The following is a 25,090-nucleotide window of genomic DNA, read 5'->3' as shown; positions in this document are numbered from 1 at the left end:
AATGTTTACGGAATTATTTGAACGCCACAAGTTACTTCAGATTTGGATTGATATTGGTTTCTCTTTGCGGGATCGGCCATTTTTCATCGGTGATTGCTCTGAAGGCTTTGGTGGTTACATACCAGCGACTGTAAGGATCAACAGTGGTGCCATTCTTGCGCAGGTTCATCGCACCAGGAAATGGTGCGCCATAAAAGTCGCCTTTTAATACCTGTGCTGCCACGCCCCATCTGAGCAGATCCCAGTAGCGGATGCCTTCCAGTGCCAGCTCATTTCTTCTTTCGCGGCGCAGTATGGTACGCAGGGTAGTGATATCCGTAACCGTGATGGCCGGCATGTTTACACCGGGCCGGGTTCTTATTTTATTAATAGTAGCATCCAGCAAACCCTGATCAATACCATCGCCGGCTTCCAGTTTAGCTTCGAGGTAACTGAGCAATACTTCTGCATAACGGATAATGGGCAGATCGATGCCGGAATTTTGAAGATCGCCGCCGGCGAAACCTTCGTAGCTGAATTTCCCCATGCCAAAACCTGTGCGGGTGGCTTGTTTGGTGGTAGATAGCTGATCCGGTGACCTGGTACTATCCGGGTGAGTCACATAGCGGATATTTTTGAAAGGCTGGTTATTATACAACACGGTAAACTTCAGTCTCGGGTCGCGGTTGGCGGTTACATCTGCCGGATTGTATTTTGGATCGGTAAAAGAAAAAGGCGTACCATCTTTAAACTCATACGATTCCACGAGGCTGCCCAGTGGGCAGTACAGATGCCAGCCACCAGCGGTAGCCGGGTAAATATGTTGCAGCATCGCATTAGGTGAAAGATCCTGCAGGTACTGGGTAGCAAAAATAATTTCTTTGCTGTTTTCATTGGTACCGTTAAAGAGACTCTGAAAATTAGCATCGATGCTGTTGTCGTTGAAGTCGATGATTTTTTTATAGGTAGCGGCAGCATCTGCATATTTCTTTTCAGATAATTGTAATCTGCCGAGAAAGGCCAGGGCTGCCTGTTTGCTGGCACGACCCCGTTCTGATGCCGGTAATTCTTTGTACTGTGGCAAATCAGTGATGGCAGCGTTGAGTTCACTGATCACGAAGTCTACTACCTGTGCTTTGGTAGCTTTGCTGACCGTATTGGCTTCCTGTAATGAAAGGGTTTTGGTCACCAGCGGCACATCTTTCCAGTATTGCGACATATAAAAATAAGTACACGCGCGCAGGAACCTGGCTTCTGCTGTCATCCGTTTTAGTTTGTCCTGGCTCACAGGTGTTTTGCCAACATTTTCCAGGAAATAATTACAGCGGCCGATACGAATATAGCTGGCATTCCAGTATTCGCCGAGTATGCCCAGATCCGCTGTCATGGTGCCATTTCCAAGACGGTTGATCACTGAGTTATCACCGCGCCGGTCATATGCATTGTCAGTGGCTAGTTCTATAAAAAGTAAACCGTAGTACGACCACCAGTCGGTGGCATTAAACTCAGCGGCTTTTTGCATCTGTATATTACCTCTGTATACGCCGGTCAGTGCCAGCATGGCATTTTGTTCGCTGGTCCAGAAAGCATCATTGGAGTAATTATTCAGTGGCGATTTATCCAGTTCTTTTTTACAGGACATGCTGCCGATACCGGATAGCAATACCAGGAAAAGATATTTATATAGAGCAGAAGATTGTTTCGTCATTTTTTCAGATGTTGCAAGCATTAAAAATTAAGATTCAGTCCCAGGGTGTAATTCGCCAGGATAGGGTAGTAGGCGCCACCGGTATTTACTTCGGGGTCCCAGCCTGTGCGGTAGTTGCTCCAGGTATGGATATTTTCCGCACTGAGACTTACACGCAAACCTTCTATATTAGCGCGGTGCAGGCAGTCCTTCGGAAAGCTATAACCTACCTGTATGGATTTTAGCCGGAGATAGGAACCATTCAGCACCCAGTAAGAAGAGGTGAGGGTATTAGCGGTACCCTGGTTAGATATGAGTTCCAGGCGAGGATATTTGGCCTGTGGATTAGGATTGTCTGCCGTCCATCTTTCATCCATCTGCCAGCGCTGTACATTACCATTCTGATAAAAAGCCCACCCTGCATAATTATTCAGGTAGCCGTTTACACCGGAAACGCCCTGTAATAGTACATTCAGATCGAAGCCTTTATAGCTGCCACCTAAAGTAATGCCGTACGTATATTTTGGAATAGTGGATCCTAATACTTTGCGATCGTAGTCTGCGGTCACTTTGCCATCTGGTTTTCCATCGGGGCCACTGATATCTTTATAGCGGATATCGCCGGGTTTCGGACTGGGGCTGATAACTGTCATATCGTTGTTGGCTTTCCAGGCAGCAATATCGGCCGCATCTTTAAAGAGACCATCTGCTTCGTAGCCGTAGTAAAGATTCATCGGATAACCTACGAAGAGGGAACTTCCGTTGCCTGTCAGACCATTTGCCTGATGGATGTTGCCTACACCGAGGTCCAGTACTTTGTTATTGATAATGCTGAAGTTGGCACCTACATTATAATTGAATTTCCCAATGTTGTTGCGGTGGGTGGCAGTAAATTCCCAACCGGTATTTTTCAGCCGGCCGGAATTCTGTTGTCCTACGGCAGCTCCTAATACGCCGGAAACGCTGGCAGTGGGGCTTACGAGGATATCATAGGTATACCGGTCGAAGTAGGTAACGCTGACGGTGAGTCTTTGTTTAAAGAAAGTTGCATCGAGTCCCAGGTCTTTGGTACGGGTAGATTCCCAATGCAGGGTAGAGTCGTTGATGGTAGGTCGTACGGCACCTGGTGTAGCCACGCCACCGATCGGGTAGTCGTAGCCGGTATTCAGGAGGTTCTGGTAAGGATAGTTCCCAATGTTCTGGTTGCCCAGTGTACCATAGGAAGCTTTCAGTTTCAGTTCATCCAGCCAGTGAATACGATCTTTCAGGAAGTTTTCTTCTGTTATCCGCCAGCCCACTGCCATGGAAGGGAAGAAGGCATACTTATCATTTGTGGGGAAACGGGAAGATCCGTCGTAGCGCATATTCGCTTCAAACAGGTATTTTCTTCCATAGTTATATTGAAATCTGCCGAAGAAAGATTTCAGGGCATATTCACCTGCAGAGCTATTATTTGTTTGAGTGCTGGGATCTCCTAAACCCAGTACAGTCAGGTCGTTGCTGGGAAGATTACTTCTGCCGGCACTTAAGCTATCTGCATGATAGCCTTCAAAAGAATAACCACCCAGTACACCTATTTCATGTTTGCCCAGTTGTTTGCGGTATTCTGCCAGCATCTGAATGGTGCGGTAGTCCGAAAAGCGGGAGAACTGTGATAATCTGGAGGGGCCCAGGAATATATTTTCATTGATGCGTTGGGTGGCGAGGAATGTTTTGCCTTGTTCCTGGAATTGCGTGTAGCCGCCGATGAGCGACAGTTTTAAGTCGGGTATCACCTGCCAGTCCAGCCGCATATTGCCATTGAGATCTGTGCCGCGGTTTTTATAGAAGGCGCCGCTATTCAGCCATGCTACAGGATTTCCTTTGTTCACACTACCGGCTCCCCAGTAGCCGTTGCTTAGCTGGATTGGGTAGTTGGGCGTATACCTGATCACATTAGAAATGATGTCCTGCATGCTGGTAGCATCCAGGGTAGCGGGGGTAGTAGGTTCTTCCCGGTTGGACTGTATCACGGCGATGCGGGTAGTGAGCTTCAGTTGCTGACTGATATTGGTCTGCAGGTTTAGCCGGGCATTGTATCTTTTATAATTATTGCCTTTTACCACGCCATCCTGGTCCAGGTAGCCAGCAGAAATAAGGTACTGCGTTTTGTCGTTCCCGTTAGAGAGAGAAAGATTATGTCCTGTTTGCAGAAAGTTCTTTTTGAAGGAGGCATTGGTATAATTCACGTTGGGATAATTATCCGGATCGCTGCCATTTTTAAATTTCTGAATTTGTTCATCGGTATAAGATCCCGGTTGCGCTTCATTCATGAGGGTAGCATATTCCCAGGAATTGACGAATTTAGGAGTAGATGTAATTTTTTGTTGACCTACGTAGCTGTTCAAACTGATGCGCAGCTTTTTGGCGTTGCCTGTTTTGGTGGTGATCAGGATTACGCCATTGGCCGCTCTGGCGCCATAGATAGCGGCGGAAGAGGCATCTTTCAGTACAGAGATACTTTCCACATCATTGGGATCAATATCATTATACGATCCGGTGGGAATACCATCTACCAATATGAGCGCATCTGAAGAGGCGCCGAAGGAGCCGACTCCCCTGATTTGTATGTTGTTGCCGGTGCCTGGTTGTCCGGAGCGTTGTATGACGGTCACACCAGGCATTTGTCCGGTGAGAGCCTGGGAAAGTTGGGTTACAGGTCTGTTATTTATTTCCTTGCTGCTGATCTGCGATACAGATCCGATCAGTTGTGATTTCTTTTGTGTACCATAGCCTACCACCACAATTTCATCTCCTTTAATTTCCCTGCGCTTCAGGATAATGGTAATGGAAGATTGGCCATTCACCGGCACTTCCTGCGTTTCGTATCCTACAAACGATACTTCCAGCATAGCGTTATTGTCCGGAAGGTTCAGGGTAAACTGCCCTTCTGCATTGGTAGACGTGCCTTTGGTAGTGCCTTTCAGGCGGATACTGGCGCCGGGCAGCGGAACGCCCTGCTCATCTTTGATGATACCTTTTAGTTCTGATAAGGGCGCTGACAATGGCGTACCTGCTGCCGGAGCGGCCACCGGGGCTTCCCGGATCACCACTATTTTATCCACGATATCATACGTGAGTCCTTTAGGTTTCAGGCACTGGTTCAATACATCCCGGATATCGGCATTGGTAAAATGTGCGTCTACTGTTCCGGCCAGTTTTAATACTTTCTCTTTAAAGAAAAACTGGTATCCGCTCTGTACCTCAATTTCCTTTAGCACCGTTTTTAAGGGGGCATGGGAGGTGGAGATAGAAATTTTCTGTGAATACGTTTTGGCGCTGATCTGTAAACAAAGTGCCAGTTGTAAAATGACTGCAAGCCTCATGGCCAGTATGATTTTGGTGATTCCCGGCCTTTTCAGGAAGGGGGGAGTGAACTTAGCTCCTAAAAGCATAAATTTGTTTGGTTTAGGTGAGATAATAAGTAGTTAAGCGACTAGTTTGAACTTACCTGAATACGGCCGGTAGTGCGGGAACACTGCCGGCTTTCTTTTTGGCGGATGGTTGTTTATGGCATAACGGTAATTTGTCTTCCTGTTATTTTAAAATGTACTCCATTCAATTCTAAAATCTGTAGTACCCTTGATAGTGGTACGTCTCTGGATATTTTTCCGGAGAAGCCATCTTCTGTGATTTTTCCTTCAAAACGTACTTCCACATCATACCACCGGGCAATCTGTTTCATCAACGCATAAATGTTGGTATCATTGAACCAGAAGTAGCCTTCTTTCCAGGCCATTATCTGTGCGAGGTCTACCTGTTTACGGACATTGATACCGGCCTGTTCGCTGATCACAGCCTGTTGTCCGGGGCTCAGCAATTGTTGCTGATTGCCTTTCCTGATGCTGACGGCGCCTTCCAGCAGGGTGGTGGTGATGTCTGTTTCATCTTCATATGCATGCACATTAAAGTGAGTGCCCAATACGGTGATAGTTCCTTTATGGGGCATCTGTACCTGGAATGGATGGTGGGCATCCGGGGCTACTTCAAAGTATACTTCTCCCGTAACTGCTACCTGTCGTTCACTACCCGAAAAAGCTACCGGGAAATGCAGGGAGGAAGCGGAGTTGAGCCATACTTTAGTACCATCCGACAGCACCATGCTATAGTGATTTCCTCTGCCGGTGGTGATGGTGTTATAAGTAATGGCGGTGTTAGCAGTACTGCCGGAGTAAATGAGTTTTCCATTGACCAGTTGGACGGCGGTATTGCCCTGTTGAGGGAGCAATCCGTTGGAGGCGGTATCCAGTCCTACCACAGTGGCATCGCCGAGGGTCAGCGTAGCGCTTTCTTTACCAGGCGCAATGTCTGCAATGGGTGTTTTTACCAGCGGTGCAGGATGTTTGCCGGGCATGAGCCAGGAGATACCCAGGAGCAGCAAAATGGCGGCAGCGGCGGTGCCGGCGTACTGCCAGGCGGAGAACCTGCGCACCGGACGGCGGTCTTCCTGCAATATATTTTGCAGGATATTCCGGGCTACGTTTGCAGGAATCACCGGATCTGCCACGGATAATTTTGCTCCCTGTTCCCGGATGAGTTCCGCGAGTTTTTCAGCCGGTGCCTGATCGATCAATGCCATCAGGGTGGCGGTTTCCTCTGGCGTAGCCGTTTGGTTGTAGTATCGTTCAAAAAGTTCCTGCAGCTGCTGCTGGTCCATAGTAAAATGTCTTTCTCCATACTATGGACAAATTACCGGGACAAAAAGGGGGAGGGTATCTGAAAAAAATTTTCAGAGCAATAAATGAATAGCCGTCATCGTAACTGCCAGTTGCAGCTTTACATGTTTGGAAATAGCGTTGGTAGCCGACTCCAGGTGTGTTTTAACGGTTTCCCTGCCGATGTTCAGGTGTGCTGCAATTTGCTGATAGGTCATTCGTTGATGACGGTGCAGCAGGTAAATTTCTTTCTGCCGGGGAGATAATTTGTCAATGGCCTCATCGATCAGCGTATAAAAAGTGGTGGTAGGATCGGTGCTTTCCGTTTCGGTGGCATTGTCTTTTACCCATTGTTCCCAATGTTTAAATTCCCTTGCTTTTTGTTGCAGGGCATTGAGTGCATGGTTGCGGGAAATAACCAGCAGGTAGGTCCAGAAATTGCGGATATCTCCCAGTGTTTCGCGGTTATTCCAGATCTTAAGGAATACGTCCTGCACAATTTCTTCCGTGAGTGTTTGTGATTGTGTGACCCGGAAGATATGTGTAGCCAGCAAAGGATGCCATTGCTCAAACAGTTGCTTAAAAGCCCGCTCATCTCCGGAAGCTATCCTGGAGAGCAGCATTTTTTCATCACGCGTAGCTGAATTTTCCACTGTCAAATATTAATAGTTCTTACTGCCGGTGGACTGATGTCCGGCTTTTCTGTATTAACATAAACCTGGTGGGGGTTTGTTGGTGTTAGTTGTTTGTTCACTTTTACTCCTGTCAGGGAGTGACAATCACAAAGATGCAGTAAAAATAGTTTTTTCTTGATAAATATTTTTCTGCGGATATTATCTAATTTTGGCACCCCAGTATATCCGGTAGGACATTTGCACCGGGAGCTGAAGTCCCTTTTTTATGAAATGTATTGCAAAGTGATACCTGTCTGTGAAAGAGATGCCCTTATTTTCATTTAATAACCTATGTCATACCTGATGAAATTTTTACCCATCCTGCTTATGCTGATTGGCGTAAGTTATGTTTCCCAAGCCCAGCAAGTATACCAGATCCGCGCCGACAGTGTGCGTATTTACAGTAATTGTGATACGGCGGAACTGATTATTGAAAACCGGACCAAAGCGGTGCCGGGATTTTTGTTTAATAAAGGGAACGGTCGTACGGAGTTCCAGCGTCTTGGTTTAAAAACGATCGGCAGTTTGCTGACAATACCGGGGCAGGATACTGTGAATCTGGGTTTATGGGGAAATCAAAGTTTTATCCGCAACGATACAAATCTTCAGACGGGCAGCTTTTATATCAGTGGCATTGCCCGCTCAAAGGCAGTGGATGTACAGCTACTTAAAACTACCGCCGGAACAGATGCAGATGGTGAATCGCATTATTACATGTATAATGGTCCTGGTGTGGAGGGAAATGTACGCTGGTCACAAGGTTTACTCGGAGTACAAGGAGCTGCTGATTCAGGGGCTGACTACCGGATATTCCGGTATTCGAATACGGGAAAATTCCTGTCTACCGCCCTGGGGATCGAAAGATCTACCGGGATCGCGTTCATCCCTTCAGGATTACAAACCGGGTACTTAATGGTGAATACACCTTTTGCGCCGACTGCAAGATTGACGGTAACGGATACCAGCAGCATCCCTTATGCACCTTATTCTACTACAGTGGCAGGGCCTAAGGCAAGTGTGGCCAGTTTTTTTAACCTGACATCTATGACAAATAGTTTCGTTGGGTTTAACATGCAGGCAGTGGTACCTCCAGGGATTTATCAGTCTGCTTATATGGGAGTTGTATCACTTACTGGCGGAGGTTACGGCGCGCACATGGTATTCGGACAGAGAACTGGTTTAGCATCTTATGCTGAGCGCATGCGTATTGCTGTTGACGGATCTGTGGGCATTGGTACTACCACGCCTGCTGCTATGCTGGATGTGGCAGGATCGGGTAGGATGGCGAGCTTACAAGTAACCGGAACTGCTGCCTTTGCGAAACTAAAAACCTACGGCGTTACCGGCGCCGGCCAACTGGAGATATACGGTGGTACGCTCGATCCGAATGATATAAAAAACAGGAGATGGTCTTTCACGCGTAATAACGCGGAATCGGGTTTACAAACCGGCAGTGATTTAGGCATCAACCGGCATGATTCCAATGGAATAATGATAGACACTCCCCTGAGAATAACGCGCAGCAGAGGTATCGTGGAAATGGCCAATGGGTTTATTGCTGCCAGTTCTTCCAGGATCCGCGGCTTAGCCACAGGAAATGCCAATACCTCCTACATCGCATTTATGGAAAAAAATGATACGGTAAGAGCAGGATATGTAGGGAAAGTATCTTCTGTAAACGGGGATGTCAGCTTATTAAGCGACAATGGGAACATTTCTCTGGGCGCTTTGGGGGGCGGGCAGTTTACGTTGTCGCGGGCTTTTTTAATGGTCTCAACGGGTAATATACTCCTGACGGATACGATATCCAATATGATCAATTACAATACCGCAGGAGTGGCGTTGCCTACACTCAGGGCAGCCAGTGCAGGAACCAAGTTGTTATTATATCCCCGGGCTACTGATACCAGTACAAATTTTGCCATAGGCATTGAATCCGGTGCGACCTGGTTTTCCGTGCCTCAACCTACGCTTAGCTACAGCTGGAAATACTATGCGGGTACAACCCTGGTCAGCAGACTTACCGCTCAGGGTGGACAGGAATGGAATGGACAGGGGCGGTTTAAGGGTTGGTATACCAGTGGTGCAGACCCTGCAAACAGTCCTGCCGCTGAAATAGGGTTTACTAATGGATGTGCTACACTCATAGGCTGCAATAGGAGCACCAATGCGTATACCCCTTTGAGATTAATGGGAGGATCTACTTTGACTGATTTTAAAGTTTTTGACATAGATGCCACTGGCTATAGATTTCAACAACTTCCTAATGCCGCTGTTTTAAGTACAGATGCTAACGGATATCTGGTGAAAACTTTGACCACCTCCACTGCTGCCACCGCTAATACCCTGGCTTTACGTGATGCCAGCGGGAATCTTAACGCCACCGGATTCTTTCAGAGCTCCCGTGCCAGTCTGAAAAAGAATATCCGCAGTTTTAATGAAGATGCACTGGCCTTACTCATGCAGGTACAGGTGAAACAGTTTATCTATAAAGATGATAAACAGGAAAATGTACGTGTAGGCATCATCGCAGATAGCACTGACTGGCATTTTTCTACGGCGGCGCATGACCGGTTTGATACCAACAGTTCCCTGGCCATCACGATGAAAGCTGTACAGGAATTAAACCAACTCCTGAAGAAAGAGAATGATGCCATGAAAGCAGAGAATAAGGTATTGACCGAAAAATTAGAAGAGCTGCTCAAAAGAGTGAGTGCCATAGAGCAATCCGTGAAAAAGAACTAATAGGAGAGCTCCCGGAATATTCAGACAGGCTCCGTGCATTGCACCGGGCCTGTTTGTTTTATAAAGCAGCTCTGAATAAAATGTAAACGCTTATTTTGACTCCTGCCGCTTTTGATTACATTTATGATCAGATAGCAGGAATCCACGATTCACACGATATATCACGAAGCCACTACTATTCCCCATTCCTGCCGGGAAATACAAACAAATAAACAGTGAACTAAAATGAAGGCTGGTCATATGAAATTATCATTTTTAAGCGGTCTGCTTTGCCTGGCATTATTGTCTGGCAGAACACAAAGCAAAATGGACATTTGGATACCTCCGCATAGTTTACAGGCGCTGAAAGCTGCGCCGGTAGCATTGATTCCGTTTCCGCAACAGATCGTCTGGCAACATGATAACTGGCGGCTGGCAGCATCGCCACAGCTGGTGTATTACGCCAAAGATGCCGCGATGGTTAAAAATGCTGTGCAGTCGTTGCAGGCATTGCTATCTGCCGAAGGCGTAAAAATTACTTCCCGTGAACTGCCTGATGGCAGCCCTTTGCCGGCCCATGCCATCAGTATAAAAATAGCGCCCGCACTGCCGGTAAAAGCAGAAGGTTATCAGCTCACGGTGAACAGTAAAGGTGTGGCGATTACCGGCAAAGATGCAGCCGGCGCTTTTTATGCGGTGCAAACATTCCGGCAACTGCTCACTTCACGTGCAGGGCAGTTGAGCGCATTTGGTTGTACGATCACCGATGCACCTGCCTTTGCCCTACGGGGTTTCATGCATGATACCGGTCGTAATTTCCGGGAAATAGCTTCGCTGAAAAAACAACTCGATCTGCTGGCGGCGTATAAATTCAATACCTTCCACTGGCATCTCACGGATAACCCCGCCTGGCGTCCGCAGAGCAGGATTTTTCCACAACTGAATGATCCTAAAAACAAACGGCCGGGCAGAGATCCGGACAGCAGCTATAGCTTTGACGACATCCGTTCGCTTATTTCGTATGCGCGTGAGCGTTGTATAACAATCATCCCTGAACTGGATATGCCCGGGCACAGTGCTTATTTTGAACCTACCTTTGGTTTTAAGATGGGAACACCGCAAGGGATGGAGGTATTGGAGAAACTGATAGATGAATTTTGTGCAGAAATACCAGCATCAGATTGCCCCATTATTCATCTCGGTTCTGATGAAGTACATATCCCGGATCCGAAAGTATTTATGCAGCGTATGTCTGCCCGTGTAAAAGCAAATGGTCGCAGAATAATGGTCTGGAATCCCGGGCTGACCGGGGAAGCGGGTACTATTGAGCAACTGTGGTACGACATGGATCCTTCCGCGCTACATGCTTCCAGCGGGCATCCGTACGTAGATTCCTATGCGGGTTACCTCAATTCAGGTAATGCGCTKAACCTTTTACAACGCTATTTTTTCCAACAGGTATGTAACCGTCCGGAGGGCGACTCGGTTGCTTTGGGCGGTATCCTTTGCTGCTGGCCGGATACCCGGGTAGCGGATAAAGAAAAGATATCCTTACACAATCCGGTGTGGCCTGGGGCGTTGACTTACAGCGAAGCAGTATGGTGTGGTCGCCCTGGTTTTGTTAAAGCGTATATGTCGGTGTTGCCGGAAAAAAGTACCCTGGCCTGGCAGCATTTTAATGAGTTTGAAAAACGACTGGCTGTACATCGGGATCGTTTCTTTAAAACAACGCCTTTCCCTTTTGCCGCTTTCAGCAACGTCACCATGTCGTTGATAGGGCCGTTTGTCAGAACGCCGGATCAGGCGCCGGATGCAGCTTTTGCGCCGGAGTATACCGGCAACGGGTCAACGAAAATACCGGCATATACCGGTAATGCCCCTACGAAAACAATCCCGCTGACCGGAGGTGTGCAGATGATGGATGACCTGATTGCCCACTATCAGCTGCCGGATAGCACAGATGAAACATTTTATATCAGCACAGCGCTATACAGCGAGTCGGCGAAAGAAATACATGCCTGGATTGGATTTGAAACACCAGCCCGCTCCACACGTTTGAGTGCAGGTATTCCGGCTGCAGGCAAGTGGGATGCCAATGGCGGTAATGTATGGGTGAATCATCAGCCACTGCCGGCGCCGCATTGGCTGCAACCCGGTGTCCATCGTTACCTGACGCATACCTGGGAAAGACCCGGTAATGAAATACCTTTTACAGATGAAGAACTTTTCTGGTCCCGGCCACCGGCAGCCATTTCTTTGCAAAAAGGGTGGAACAAAATACTGATCCGGGTACCACGTAGTTATAAAGAACAAAACTGGCAATGTGCTTTTGTACCCGTGATAGCAGGGCCCAACGGCAGATGGGTGGAAGATAGGTCACTCCGCTTTCGTTAAAATATACGCGGGCCGCAGCTATGGCTAGCTGCGGCCCTTTTTTGTATTAACCCGCGCTGATGTTTTTCGTGGGATTAGCGGCTACCGCCCGCATTACCTGCAAGGCCACCGTGGTGAGTGTAAGGAAGACAGCAAAGCTACCGGCTACTATAAATATCCAGCTGCTGATGTTTACCCGGTAGGCAAACCCCTGCAGCCAGTTATGCATCACTGCCCAGGCCACCGGCGAGGCCAGCAGGAATGCTATTAGTACCAGCTTCATAAAATCTCCGGAAAACAATAAGATTATATCAGACATACCCGCGCCTAATATTTTGCGGATACCAATTTCCCGTATCCGTTGCTGTGTAGCAATATGCGCCAGGCCAAATAATCCGGAGCAGCATATAGCGATAGACAACAGCGCCGCGATATAAATGATTTTTTTCCAACGTTGTTCCTGTACATATTCGCGGGCATTTAATTCATCCAGGAACTGATACGTAAATGCTGTTTCAGGTAACGCTTTTTTATAGGCTGCCGCGAGCGCTGCGAGGGCAGCGGGTTGACGCTGCTTATCCAGTTTCAGCCAAACCGCATTACCGTAGGTAGGATGCTGTATCATCACCAATGGCGTAATGCGTTCCCGCAGGGAGCCGGTATGAAAATCTTTTACCACCCCTGTAATCATCCGGGTTTCTTTATCAAAATATTCATCGGTATGTATGCGTGTACCTATCGGATGTTTGATGCCGGCAGCTTTTACAAAGGCTTCATTTACGATGGCGCCGTTAGAAAGCGCAGCAGTAAAATTTTCACCCTCTTTCAGAGAGATCCCCATGGCTGCGAGGTAGTTGTTGTCAATTACCCGGTGTACCGCGGCGATCTGTTTGCCCGGCAATTGCACGCCAGACGTGCCGCCCCGCTCACCGCCAAAGGATACCAGGCTGATACCCGGCTCTTTCGACAGCTCACTTTTCAGTAACTCCTGTACGGGGTGCAGGTCCCTGTCGCCACTGATATGGGTAACTACTACCTGCTGCGGACGGTAGCCCAGGTCCTTGGTCCGCACATAATCCATTTGTCTGTAAAATAGCAGGGTAACGATCATAAAGAATACCGCCAGTGAAAACTGAGTAACAATCAGTATCCGGCCAAGCAACTGACGACCAAAAAGGTGCCGCTTGCCTGAAAATGCCTGCAGGGCACTGAAATCGGCTAATACATAAGCAGGATAGGCACCTGTTAATAACACGATAACCGACAGCAACGCCGCACAATACAAGAGTAGTTCACCACTAAAGATAGCGGAGATGGTAATGGCTTTGCCAGCCAGGGTATTGAATAGCGGCAATACTGCTGCCGCCAGCAGGAATGCCAGGATGAATGCGAGTCCACAGAGCAGGCCTGATTCTACCAGGAATTGAGCGATGATCTGCCGGCTGCTGCTACCGTTAATTTTCCGGACACCTACTTCTTTGATACGCTTTAATGAACCAGCCAATGTAATATTGATAAAGTTGATACCAGCCATCAGGAGTATAAACACTGCAATGCCCAGGAAGATATAAGAGAATACCGGGTTGCTGCCATTGATAACGCCGCCTTCCCGGTTGCCTTCCGCGTTGTATAGTGGATGGAGGTGTATATCCGTTATCCGTTGTAACCCAAATACCATGGTGGGTTTACCGGTAGTTGCATAACTGCTTTGAACACGATTCAGTTTGGTGGTCACGGCAGACAATGCAGCATCGGCGCGCAGCAACACAAAAGTACTGAGATAAGTATTGAACCAGTCGGTATCATTAAATGATAGTTGCAGAAAGCGGAAAGGCAGCAATACATCAAACTGCACAGAGGAATGCACGGGCGGGTCTTTAACTACGCCGCTAATGACCAATGGCTTTCCCAGCATGCGGGCAGATGGATCTGCATCCATACGGAGCATTTGTCCGACTACATCTGTGCGGTTAAAATATTTCAATGCGGTACTTTCTGTAATCACCGCAGAACCCATATCATGCAGGGCTGTAGCCGGATCACCTTTTATCAGCGGAAAGGTAAACACCTTGAAAAAACTTTCATCTGCAAAGAGCAGCTGTTGTTTCAGTACTTTATTATCAGCAATGATATCACCGTAAATATCTCCTCCCATTACCCGGCTGTAATCAACAATTTCAGGTACCTGTGCTTTGAAAGCTGGTCCCTGTAACTGCCCCGTGTTGCCTGTTAGTTGCGGGATATTATCTGCGGATGTAACGGTAGTGGTTACACGATAAAGATGAGGATTTTTTTCATGGAAAGCATCGAAGCTGTGTTCATCTTTCATATATAATACCGCCAGCAATATAGCCGTAATACCCAGTGCCAGCCCGCAGACATTGATCAGCATATAAAGTTTGTGTTGCCTGTGATGACGGAAGGCTATTTTGAAATAGTTGATGAACATAGTTTTAGGTGCTTTAGCGGTGACCCTGCGTCAGAAAAGATGCCACCTTTTGCCGTATCTGACAGTCAGGAAGTTAATACTTTTAAGAGAAACCGGATTGTTCATTATAGTACTCCGGTGTTCATATGTGAACTAGGAAAGTAGCGGGTAGAAGATAGCGGAGAAGATTGCCGGCAGGGGAATGAGGTGCATTATTTCCCTGCCGGCTTTATAACAGCCAGCATCAATTGTACTCTTTCTGCAACAGTTGCTTCCGGTAAAATGATCAGGTCATAGTTCAGCTCCTGATAAGTCTTTACCATCTGATCATACGTACGCACCGCCTCTTCAAAGGATTGTTTCCGTTCGTTATCCTGCTCATAGATAGCCGGCCATGGAGGTGTAATAAATACGCTTGAGTTAAAACGGTATAAGGTTGCTGCCTCGCGCATGGCAGCCGGTACCGGTAAAGCACAAAGTTCCAGGTAGCCGATGGTGTCTGCAATACCACGGTCAAAAAATGCCGGCGACTGTTGGTCGGCGAGGGCCCCGAAATCGAGCAGCGAGCGTTCAAACATCAGCCGGGCAAATGCACTCCGGTTGGCCCAGGGGAGTGCGTTGCCGCCAACCGCCACCTGTTGCCGGATAATGTCCCTTCCCGTTTCCGGTACACAGGTATATCCCTGCTCACTCAATGCCGTAATAACGGCGGTTTTACCCATGCCGGGTCCGCCGGTGATAATGAAAAAGTTGTCTTTTTTCATGATGAAATATTTGGAAAAAAATAAATATAAAGGAGGGGAGTGGGTGAGAAGAAGTTGCAATGTAGTAAAAAAATACGCGCTGCAAACTGTGGATTTTCGGACTATCTTTGGGGTATCTATGCGGCAGGGACTGAAGCAACTACTATATCAATCCGCTACACACTACTGGCATCACATCGTTAATTTAGGTGTGCATCCTGCCATGCCCTACATCGAATCGAGGCGTACGATGTTGCTCAACTTAATGGCGCTGCCCTGTATTCCTTTCATGTTTTTCTATTGTGTTTTAAATGCCTTTCAGGGCAGGTACCTGTTATCGGCATTAAATGCAACTACCACGATAGCCGCCATCATCGTATTGCTGCTACATAAATACCGCATGTATCTCAGCGCCCGGGTGGTCCTGATATTCTTCAGCTCAGTGCTATATACCTTTACCGGCCTGTTCTTTTATAATGGCGCCGAATATTTTTTATTGAATATCCTGGTAGTAACGATACTGGTATATGATAACAAATGGATTGTTGGATGCCTGAGTGTATTAATTACGACCGCGTTTCTCCTGATCATATTTATGCCACAGTCCTGGTACCTGGCGCCACCAGTGCCTGCGCAGCGGGTATGGAGTAATGTAGCCATATCGCTGGTGTTCCTGATTGTAGCACTTAGTTTTTTTAAATATATACAGTCCGGCTACCAGGAAGAAATAGAAAAACAGCGACAGGCACTATTGGCCATGAACAAAGATAAAGAGAAGCTCTTCTCTATCGTTGCGCATGATATCCGTAGTCCGCTGGCCACTCTGGAGAGTTTACTGGACATGTTCCAGAAAGGAGAATATCCCCGGGATGACATGGAGGAGGCTGCCGCCGTACTTCATAAAAAAGTGGCGCAGCTGGGAGGCACACTGGATAACGTGTTGCGCTGGAGTACCCGGAGCATGAAGGGGATTCAGACAAGGCCCCGGCATTTTTTACTGGCGCCGGTAATGAGTGAAGTTTTACTTTTTTTTGAACTGATTATACAGCAGAAAAATATGACGGTAGATGTACAGGTGCCCGTCAATACTACCTTGTATGCCGATAGGGATCAGGTGTCTGTTATTCTCCGTAACCTGTTCAGCAATGCACTTAAATTCAGTTATGCCGGTGGAAGGATCGCGGTGATTGCCGGGCAAACGGATCAACAGGTGGCTATCAGCATTACTGATTATGGCGTTGGGATAGATCAGCAGCAGCTGAAAACGCTTTTTACCTCCCAGCAGCAGCCGGCATATGGCACCAGCGGCGAAAGAGGTACCGGCATTGGCCTGATGCTTTGCCGGGAATTTGCAGAACAGAACAACGGGTTCATTGATGTGGAAAGCGCTCCGGAAGGTGGCACCACCTTTATTGTATTGCTCAGCAAGGGAGATGTCCCCATCAATGAACCGGCTGTTTCTAATTAACTATCGAAACTTCAAAGCCACGCTGGCATAGATATCATTATTGCATATCTGGTAATCAGGTTGAATCCTGGTAGCGGATTAGTGATCAGTTCTGCTTCAAAGCCTTTGCTGAGCTGGCCGCCATCCTGTACGCTTTTCTGTGGATTTCAAAAATCCGGATGAATCAGATCTGTTACTTTGATATGGTGACAAGAAGAAAAACTTTTCCAGCCGATCCGATTAGCGCTAAAGAATTACATATTTATTCTATATTTGTAGGGACTATGTCAGATCCCTATTCTTTATTCATGCAACGTATCATGTTCCGTCATCCCGTACTTTCCCTTTCGCTTTTGCTGTTTCTTTTATTTGCGGGTTGTGCCAAGGAGAAGTCGTATGAGCTACCAACAGATCCAGGTACGGGAATACCGGTACCCAGCGGTGGCGATGCCGTATTTGCCTTTGTAGCTACGGCCGGCAATTGTTCCGACGCCAAAGCTGCCGGCACCTTTCTGACAGGAAAAATACTGGATGTGGATGCTAACGTGACGGTAACGGTGAACGTTACACGAAAAGGTAACTGGGTATTAACCAGCAATGTAGTGAACGGTATGCTGGTCATGGGAACAGGTACTTTCACCCAAACGGGACCTCAGGTGATTACACTCCGGGTAACCGGGCTGCCGCAAACTGCGGGTGTCAGTAATATTTTGCTGGGCACCGGTGCAGCGAACTGCGGTGTAGCCATTACCGTTAGCGGAGATGCCGCTACCGGCGAAAATGACTACTATTATAAAATCACGGCGAGTGGACAAGTGTACGAACAGCACGCTACAGCAGATAATCATTACATACCCGGCTCCGGACTCGATGGGGTGGATGATGTGAACTTCTCCGCCAGCATCAACTATTCAGACATATCCGGTGGAGTACCGCCGGCAGGAGCTACCAGCTTTGGGGTTAAAATAGGGATGATGCATAATTACATGCGAGCTTCCGACAAAGAGTTTACTGATTTCTTTGCACTGGGCAATTATTCCTATGTTAAAGATTTTAATACTGCTAAAGGAGTGAGCATTTCCTGGGTAGATCCCCAGGGAGAGGAATGGAGTACCCAGGCGGGTACCGCTGATCAGACCGGCAGTACCTTTACCATCATCAGCACAGTTGATGCAAAGGCATTTAACGGACTTTATCTCAAAACAAAAATGCAGTTTAAATGCAAACTGTATAATGTGAACACGGGCGCCATGAAGGAAGTAACGAACGGAGAAATGGTAGGCACATTTGGTAAAATATAAAAGTAACGTTGCCGCATATACGCATCACCAACTGAATACATAAACTAAAGCTACTACCTATGGCCAAATACGATGACGCTTCCTGGCATTACGGAGGCGACTATCCGAAAGACTTACCCAACGCAAATGCAGCCACGCATATCGGCATGTTTTTAAACTGGTGTATTGATAACGATCTGTTGTCGGAAGAACAAACCGATGATTTCGAAGAAAATATTGAGAAAGTAAAGAACAGAACCCTCACGGGTGCGGAGTTCCTGATAAGCGTTTGCGATGAGAAATTTACAACAGACGACCTGGGACAACTGGGAAATGACTTTGCCAAAGCGTATTACGCCCGTAAAGAAAAAACTGCTTCCGCCAAATATGCCAGCTATTTCGAAGACTATGAGAAAGTATTCAGTAATGGTACTGCATTCGACTTATACAGGGTAGCTAACACCTGGGAAAATTATGATCTCATCAAACCATTAATAGACCAACGATTCAAAGAGTGGAAGGGCTTCCAGTAACCGGGAGCCTTTATTTACTGCAATGCTTCCTGTGCCCGCATGATATGGTCTCTGTTGGCATTGCCCCATTTGTCAATAGCGTCAATCACGGGTAAGATGCTTTCTCCCACCTCTGTAAGATAATATTCTACCCGCAGGGGTACTTCTGCATACACCTTTTTCCAGACCATCCCATATTCTTCCAGTTCCCGCAGCTGCATATTAATCACCCGGGGAGCAGCTGTATTAATGGCAGCATGCAGCTCGCTGGGTCTTCTGATACCTTTGTTAATACCGTCCAGTATACAGGGTTTCCACTTGCCGCTCAGGACTTTCATACTAATGTTGATGCCACATTCCAGGTCTTCAGGAATTTTTCTTTCGTACATATACAGGTAATTAAAACACAATTTTAATTAAATAATGTGGCATAGGGAATAATTATTCCCCGCCGGAATCTTTCTTCCCTTATTTTTTAGCTGCGCGATAGGGTGGAAGTTTGTGTCATAAAAACGAATAATATGACAACACACAAAGGGGCCGTTACGGTCATTGGTCTGGGTGCCATGGGCATCACATTAGCTGAACTCCTGTTAAAGGATGGATATAAAGTAACTGTTTGGAACCGCAGTCCGGAAAAAGCAACTGTCCTGGTAACAGCAGGCGCCATACTCGCCGCCGATGTCGCCGCAGCAGTGGCAGCCAGCCCGGTCACTATTATCTGCGTATACAATCACGAAGCGACTTTCCAGATTCTGGATACTGCCACTGTAAGAAATGTATTACAGGGACGCACTTTATTGCAGCTCACCACTATCAGTCCTGCAGAATAGCGCTTATCTGCCACCTGGGCAGCCGATAACGGTGCCGCCTATATGAATGGTGCTATACAGGCCGCACCGGCACAAATGGGTAATGCTGATACGCCTATCCTGGTATCCGGTCCGGAAGCAGTATACAGCGCAGTCACCTCATTTTTACAGGTATTCGGCGGGAGTATTACTTATCTCGGCGATGCCGTGGCGGCAGCCCCCACCATGGATCTGGCGACCTTATCCTACATCTATGGCTCGGCAATAGGTTTCTTTCATGGCGTAAGGATCAGTGAAGCAGAAGGCTTTGGAGCAGATAAGTATGCGGCGATCATAGGCGGCATAACACCTTCCTACGGAGAATTCCTGCAACATGAAGGCAATATGATCCATGCAGGTAATTTTAATGTAACGCAAAGCCCGATGAGGATTTCTGTAGAGGCGACTGCCCGCCTGGAACAAACAGCTGTGGAGTCAGGTATCAACAGCGCGTTCCCGGCTTTTGCGGCCGCATTGTTTAAAAAGGCAGTGGCAGCAGGTTATGAAGATGAAGAAGTGGCGGCATTGATCAAAGTATTGCGTAATCCTGCCTGAATGTGATTTTGTTTTACATTTGCCTTTTAAACAAGGCTTTATGCAGATCCTGGTAATTGAAGATGAACAACGGGTAGCAGAAATGATCAAAAAGGGGCTGGAAGAACAGGGCTTCCAGATATCGCTTGCCTATGATGGGGAGATGGGAAAGAAACTGGCCCTGTCCCAGACTTTCGATCTCATCATCATGGACCTCATTTTACCTAAGATCAATGGACTGGATCTGTGTAAACAAATACGCAGCGTGCTGCCCGATTGTCCCATCATTATGCTCACCGCCCTTGGTACCACAGATGATAAAGTAGAAGGCTTTGATGCGGGCGCCAATGACTACCTCGTTAAGCCTTTCGATTTCCGGGAACTGCATGCCCGCATCCGCGCACTGATTAAGAGAAACCAGGCAGGTACCAATACTTATAGCCAGGGCTTCCTGCTGCGGTTCGCAGACATGGAAATGAACCTGCAAACAAAAATTGTAAAACGCGATGAGGTGGTCATCGACCTGACACCAAAAGAATTCCGGCTGCTCGAATACATGATGAAAAACCCGGAAAGGGTACTGTCACGCACCGAAATAGCAGAGAAAGTGTGGGACACCTTCGACTCCGGCACTAACTTTATCGATGTCTATATTAATTACCTGAGAAAGAAAATAGATAAAAATTTTCCTACAAAATTGATCCATACCCGCTCAGGAATGGGTTTTATATTTAAAGCAGAGTGAAAATAAGAATCCGGCTCATATTATTGTTCCTGGTGCTTTTCGGAGTACTCTTACTCGCTTTTGCGGTATTCGTTTATATCTCTTCTGCCAGTACCCGGAAAGAAGATTATTATGAACACCTCAAACGGGAAGCCATCACCAAGGCCAATATGCTGCTGGATGCCAAAGTGCCCCCCAATGTATTACAGTTGATGTATAAAAATGCAGACAATGCTTTGTTCGGGGAAGAAGTGGCGATCTATGACACCGCTTTTAACTTATTGTATCATGATGCTGTGCAGATCGACAAAGTAAAGGAAACCCGGGCCATGATCAACCAGATTCTGGCAGAACAGGTCATCATGTTTGAGCAGGGATCCTTACAGGTGGTAGGGATCCTCTATGAACATAACGGCAGCCGTTACGTCATTACCGCCGCCGCTACCGATAAATATGGCCTGCAACGTCTGCAGCGACTGCAATACAGCCTCATTTTTTCATTTATAGGTATTATTGGTCTTACAATTATTGCCGGCTATTTTTTTGTAGGCAGAGCCCTCAAACCAGTAGAAGAAATGATTGATAAGGTAGAAGAGATCACTGCTACCAACCTGGATTTGCGGGTGCCCGTGCAAAATGAAAAAGATGAGATAGGAGAGCTGGCCACCACCTTTAATAAAATGCTCGACCGCCTTGAACATTCGTTTGATGCACAGAAACATTTTGTCAGCAATATTTCCCACGAGCTGCGCACGCCATTGGCCACCATTGTAGGAGAGCTGCAGATTGTGCTGACCAAAGACAGGACTACCACAGAATATAAAGAAGTGATCAGCCTGGCACTCGCCGATGCCAAGCGACTGGTAAGACTTTCCAACGGATTACTGGATATGGCAAAAGCCAATTATGACCATACGGAAATAGGTCGTAAGGAATTACGGGTAGATGAACTACTGATGGATGCCCGCAATACCGTGATCAAATCAGCCGAGGATTATAAAGTAGATATTTTGTTTGAACAGGAAATTGAAGATGATGACTTTATTTCTGTAAACGGCAACGAATACCTGCTGAAAGTGGCCTTTATTAACCTCATGGAAAATGCCTGTAAGTTTTCTCCGGATCATCAGTGTACCGTGTCTATCAATTACTTTGAAAACAACCTGGTGCTGCGCTTTATGGATAAAGGCATTGGCATCAGTGACGCCGATCTGCCCAATATCTTTTCCGCCTTTTACAGAGGCGCCAATATGGACTTCACCCGGGGCAATGGTATTGGTCTTTCTTTAACGCAAAAGATCATAGGCATGCACCACGGCACTATCAGCGTGACTTCCAGGATACAGGAAGGCAGCACGTTTACTGTAGAAATACCGCACTTATAACATACAGTCTCCCCAGGATTTTTCTCTCTAATAAATTTCTAATAAAATTCTGTTCCCCCTCTAACGGCCTATACCGCAGTACCGGCGTACCTTTGCAACGCATTAAAAAACAAAAAGATCATGGACGCAGGTCCCGAACGTTACTTAATTTCTTCATCTCCTGCCTGATAACATAGCCCTGCTGTGCCTATCAGCAGGGAAAATATAGCACTGTGTTATACTTATCAAATGCTGTAAATAAGCACCCACATTTTGTGCGCAACTACGCCTTCAGAAGGAAGTCCGGCATGCCTGAAATCAGGAGAATAATGCCAGGAGGCAATGAAGAAAGCGCCACCACCAAACTGCAGCAGGTAGCGGCTGCCGATCAGCCGGAATACCTGTCCCTGCTGGATAGTCACCTTGATGGATTATCTGCCGCACAAGCCAGGAAACGCTTAACGTTAGCCGGCCCGAATGAGGTACACCATGAAAAAGCGCCTTCCTGGTACAAACAATTGTTTACAGCATTCGTTAATCCTTTTATCGCCATCCTGCTGGCCATTGCATTGATTTCATTTATCACCGATGTATGGATGGCGGCCCCCGGCGAAGGAGAATACAAAACCGTGATCATGGTAGGCATCATGGTGATGGTAAGTTCCCTGCTCCGGTTTTTCCAGGAATACCGCAGCAACCGCGCCGCAGAGCAACTGAAAAGTATGGTGAAGACTACGGCCACGGTACTACGTAAATCCAAAGAGAAAATAGAAACAGATATCAAACAACTGGTACCTGGTGATATTATCTTTTTATCTGCCGGAGATATGATCCCCGCGGATTGCCGCCTGGTACAGTCGAAAGACCTGTTCGTGAGCCAGGCCATGTTAACCGGTGAATCATTACCGGTAGAAAAACATAGTCTCCCGCTGGCAAACGCTTATCATAAAACGGTGCTGGAGTTAGACAACATCTGCTTCATGGGCACCAACGTAGTAAGTGGTGCAGCTACCGCTATTATTGTCAATACCGGCAACCAAACCTACTTTGGATCTCTCAGCAAATCCATTACCGGCAAACGTGCGGAAACCAGTTTTGACAAAGGCGTAAATAAAGTAAGCTACCTGCTCATCCGTTTTATGCTGGTGATGGTGCCACTTATTTTCCTCATCAACGGATTGGTAAAAGGCAACTGGTGGGATGCCCTGCTCTTCGCTATTGCCGTGGCAGTGGGCCTTACCCCGGAAATGCTGCCCATGATCGTTACCGCCAACCTGGCGAAAGGAGCGGTGAACATGAGCAAACGTAAGGTGATCATCAAACGCCTGAATGCCATCCAGAATATTGGTGCGATGGATGTATTGTGTACCGATAAAACAGGCACACTGACCATGGACAAAATTGTGCTGGAAAGACACCTGAACATTTTTGGAGAAGAGGATGAAGAAGTCCTGAAATGGGCCTATCTCAACAGCTTTCATCAAACCGGTCTTAAAAACCTGCTGGACGTGGCCGTGCTGGAACATGTGGAACTGCACGACTACCTGAAAGTAGAAGAGCATTACCTGAAAGCAGATGAAATTCCTTTCGATTTTCAACGCCGCCGCATGTCGGTGATCCTGAAACAGCGTAACGGCAAACAACTGCTGATCTGTAAAGGAGCGGTAGAAGAAATGTTGCAACTATGTACTCATGCCTTTGATCCGGGCGAAGACAAGGAGCTGCATATCGAGACTGATAAAGTGATTGCTATCGATGAAAAAGTAAGAGAAAATATTCTGCGCATCTCCGGTAAACTCAATGAAGAAGGACTGAGAGTATTGCTGGTAGCTATTCGTGAGTTTGATGACCGTGCATTGACGTACACTGTGGAAGATGAAAAAGACATGGTACTCACCGGCTTCATCGGCTTTCTGGATCCGGCGAAACCCTCTGCCCGTTTGGCGATAGACGCGTTGCAAAAGTTAGGGGTACGCGTGAAAGTACTCACCGGCGACAATGAAATAGTGACCAGGAAAATATGCCGGGAAGTAGGTATTTCTTTCAATGAGATATTATTGGGTAACGACATAGAGCAGATGAGTGATGAAGCCCTGGGTGAAAGAATAGATGATGTAGCTATTCTCGCAAAACTCAGCCCCGTACAGAAATCAAGAGTGGTGAAGCTGTTACAGTCGAGAGGCCATACTGTGGGTTTTATGGGAGATGGTATTAATGATGCCGCCGCCCTTCGTGATGCAGACGTAGGCATCAGTGTAGATACGGCGGTAGATATCGCCAAAGAAAGCGCAGATATTATCCTGTTGGAAAAAGATTTAATGGTATTGCGCAAAGGCGTTATTTATGGCAGAAGAACTTTCGGCAATATCATTAAGTACATCAAGATGACCGCCAGCAGTAACTTTGGTAATATGTTCAGCATGATAGGCGCCAGCGCATTACTGCCTTTCCTGCCCATGCTGCCTGTTCAGATCTTAGTACAAAACCTGCTGTATGATATTTCACAGGTATCTATTCCATGGGATGAAATGGACCAGGATTTTATAGACCAGCCGAAGAAGTGGGATGCATCAGATATTTCCAGGTTCATGTTGTTCATTGGCCCGGTGAGTTCTATTTTCGACTACGCCACTTTTGCGCTCATGTTTTATGTGTTTAAAGCTGCCAGTCCTGAACACCAGAGGCTGTTTCAGACCGGCTGGTTTGTAGAAGGATTATTATCACAAACGCTGATCGTACATATGATCCGCACCCGTAAAATACCCTTTATTCAAAGCTGGGCAACAGCGCCCGTGGTGGCATTGACCAGTGTGATTATGCTCATCGGTATCGCGATTCCGTTTACACCGTTTGCTGCTACATTGAAAATGCAACCACTTCCATTGTCCTATTTTCCCTGGCTGGCGGCTATTTTATTTGGTTACTGTATGCTGACACAGGTCATCAAAAACTGGTATATCAGGAGATTTAATCAGTGGTTATGAGTCATTCAAAACGGTGGTGGATCACCACTATTATAGTGGTCCTGTTGCTGATTGCGATAGACTGCTGGATTAGCAGTCATCGCGCAGGAAGG

At 47.0% G+C, this 25,090-nt stretch carries 17 protein-coding genes; 10 read left to right on the top strand and 7 right to left on the bottom strand.

Annotated features, from left to right (window positions below; translation table 11 throughout):
• Positions 1-31: 31 nt before the first annotated feature.
• The 4 genes from AC1DCV_RS34250 to AC1DCV_RS34235 all read right to left on the bottom strand — a co-directional run bounded on the left by AC1DCV_RS34250 (position 32) and on the right by AC1DCV_RS34235 (position 7,013).
• Entirely contained in the window at positions 32-1,687 is a 1,656-nt protein-coding gene (locus tag AC1DCV_RS34250) for a RagB/SusD family nutrient uptake outer membrane protein (RefSeq protein ID WP_477027403.1), read from the bottom strand.
• Positions 1,688-1,707: 20 nt separating this feature from the next.
• A complete protein-coding gene (locus AC1DCV_RS34245; RefSeq protein ID WP_477027402.1) occupies positions 1,708-5,100 on the bottom strand; it encodes a TonB-dependent receptor in 3,393 nt (1,130 codons plus the stop codon).
• Positions 5,101-5,213: 113 nt separating this feature from the next.
• Positions 5,214-6,362 carry a FecR family protein gene (locus AC1DCV_RS34240; protein WP_477027401.1) on the bottom strand — a complete coding sequence of 383 codons (1,149 nt, stop codon included), beginning with the start codon at positions 6,360-6,362 and terminating at the stop codon, positions 5,214-5,216.
• Positions 6,363-6,434: 72 nt separating this feature from the next.
• Positions 6,435-7,013: an RNA polymerase sigma factor gene (locus tag AC1DCV_RS34235; protein ID WP_477027400.1), complete on the bottom strand. Its 579-nt coding sequence runs from the start codon at positions 7,011-7,013 to the stop codon at positions 6,435-6,437.
• 324 nt (positions 7,014-7,337) lie between these two features.
• Between AC1DCV_RS34235 and AC1DCV_RS34230 the strand changes: the two genes are divergently transcribed.
• Positions 7,338-9,779: a tail fiber domain-containing protein gene (locus AC1DCV_RS34230; protein WP_477027399.1), complete on the top strand. Its 2,442-nt coding sequence runs from the start codon at positions 7,338-7,340 to the stop codon at positions 9,777-9,779.
• A gap of 240 nt (positions 9,780-10,019) precedes the next feature.
• The gene (locus tag AC1DCV_RS34225) at positions 10,020-12,152 is read left to right on the top strand and encodes a family 20 glycosylhydrolase (protein ID WP_477027398.1); all 2,133 of its coding nucleotides are present in this window, start codon (positions 10,020-10,022) and stop codon (positions 12,150-12,152) included.
• A 46-nt stretch (positions 12,153-12,198) separates the two neighbouring features.
• Here the strand turns inward: AC1DCV_RS34225 and AC1DCV_RS34220 are convergent, their stop codons facing one another.
• Entirely contained in the window at positions 12,199-14,580 is a 2,382-nt protein-coding gene (locus AC1DCV_RS34220) for an ABC transporter permease (protein ID WP_477027397.1), read from the bottom strand.
• Between the two features lie 191 nt (positions 14,581-14,771).
• Positions 14,772-15,323, bottom strand: a complete 552-nt coding sequence (locus AC1DCV_RS34215) for an AAA family ATPase (RefSeq protein WP_477027396.1) — start codon at positions 15,321-15,323, stop codon at positions 14,772-14,774.
• On the opposite strand from AC1DCV_RS34215, the gene AC1DCV_RS34210 reads away from it, so the two are divergent.
• The 3 genes from AC1DCV_RS34210 (at position 15,322) to AC1DCV_RS34200 (ending at position 18,562) form a co-directional block, all read left to right on the top strand.
• Complete coding sequence (locus tag AC1DCV_RS34210) at positions 15,322-16,770, top strand: sensor histidine kinase (RefSeq protein WP_477027395.1); 1,449 nt, start codon at positions 15,322-15,324, stop codon at positions 16,768-16,770. The genes AC1DCV_RS34215 and AC1DCV_RS34210 overlap by 2 nt on opposite strands.
• A gap of 287 nt (positions 16,771-17,057) precedes the next feature.
• Positions 17,058-18,050, top strand: coding sequence for a hypothetical protein (locus AC1DCV_RS34205; RefSeq protein WP_477027394.1), 993 nt, complete (start codon positions 17,058-17,060; stop codon positions 18,048-18,050).
• Positions 18,051-18,109: 59 nt separating this feature from the next.
• Positions 18,110-18,562 (top strand): DUF7832 domain-containing protein, encoded by a 453-nt coding sequence (locus tag AC1DCV_RS34200; RefSeq protein WP_477027393.1) that lies wholly within the window; start codon positions 18,110-18,112, stop codon positions 18,560-18,562.
• 14 nt (positions 18,563-18,576) lie between these two features.
• On the opposite strand, the gene AC1DCV_RS34195 is transcribed toward AC1DCV_RS34200, so the two are convergent.
• Entirely contained in the window at positions 18,577-18,930 is a 354-nt protein-coding gene (locus AC1DCV_RS34195; protein ID WP_477027392.1) for a winged helix-turn-helix transcriptional regulator, read from the bottom strand.
• A gap of 132 nt (positions 18,931-19,062) precedes the next feature.
• On the opposite strand from AC1DCV_RS34195, the gene AC1DCV_RS34190 reads away from it, so the two are divergent.
• The 5 genes from AC1DCV_RS34190 to mgtA all read left to right on the top strand — a co-directional run bounded on the left by AC1DCV_RS34190 (position 19,063) and on the right by mgtA (position 24,998).
• A complete protein-coding gene (locus tag AC1DCV_RS34190; protein ID WP_477027391.1) occupies positions 19,063-19,374 on the top strand; it encodes an NAD(P)-binding domain-containing protein in 312 nt (103 codons plus the stop codon).
• Between the two features lie 42 nt (positions 19,375-19,416).
• Positions 19,417-19,947 carry an imine reductase family protein gene (locus AC1DCV_RS34185; protein ID WP_477027390.1) on the top strand — a complete coding sequence of 177 codons (531 nt, stop codon included), beginning with the start codon at positions 19,417-19,419 and terminating at the stop codon, positions 19,945-19,947.
• Positions 19,948-19,987: 40 nt separating this feature from the next.
• On the top strand, positions 19,988-20,671 hold the full coding sequence (locus AC1DCV_RS34180; protein ID WP_477027389.1) for a response regulator transcription factor: 684 nt from the start codon (positions 19,988-19,990) through the stop codon (positions 20,669-20,671).
• Positions 20,668-22,035, top strand: coding sequence for a HAMP domain-containing sensor histidine kinase (locus tag AC1DCV_RS34175; RefSeq protein ID WP_477027388.1), 1,368 nt, complete (start codon positions 20,668-20,670; stop codon positions 22,033-22,035). Before AC1DCV_RS34180 ends, AC1DCV_RS34175 begins: the two co-directional genes overlap by 4 nt.
• Positions 22,036-22,247: 212 nt before the next feature.
• Positions 22,248-24,998, top strand: coding sequence for a magnesium-translocating P-type ATPase (gene mgtA / locus AC1DCV_RS34170; RefSeq protein WP_477027387.1), 2,751 nt, complete (start codon positions 22,248-22,250; stop codon positions 24,996-24,998).
• The last annotated feature ends 92 nt before the right edge of the window (positions 24,999-25,090 follow it).

Source organism: Chitinophaga sp. 10T418, from assembly GCF_056394125.1.
The sequence above is the reverse complement of the archived record's forward strand: the minus strand, read 5'-3'. Positions and strand labels throughout refer to the sequence as shown.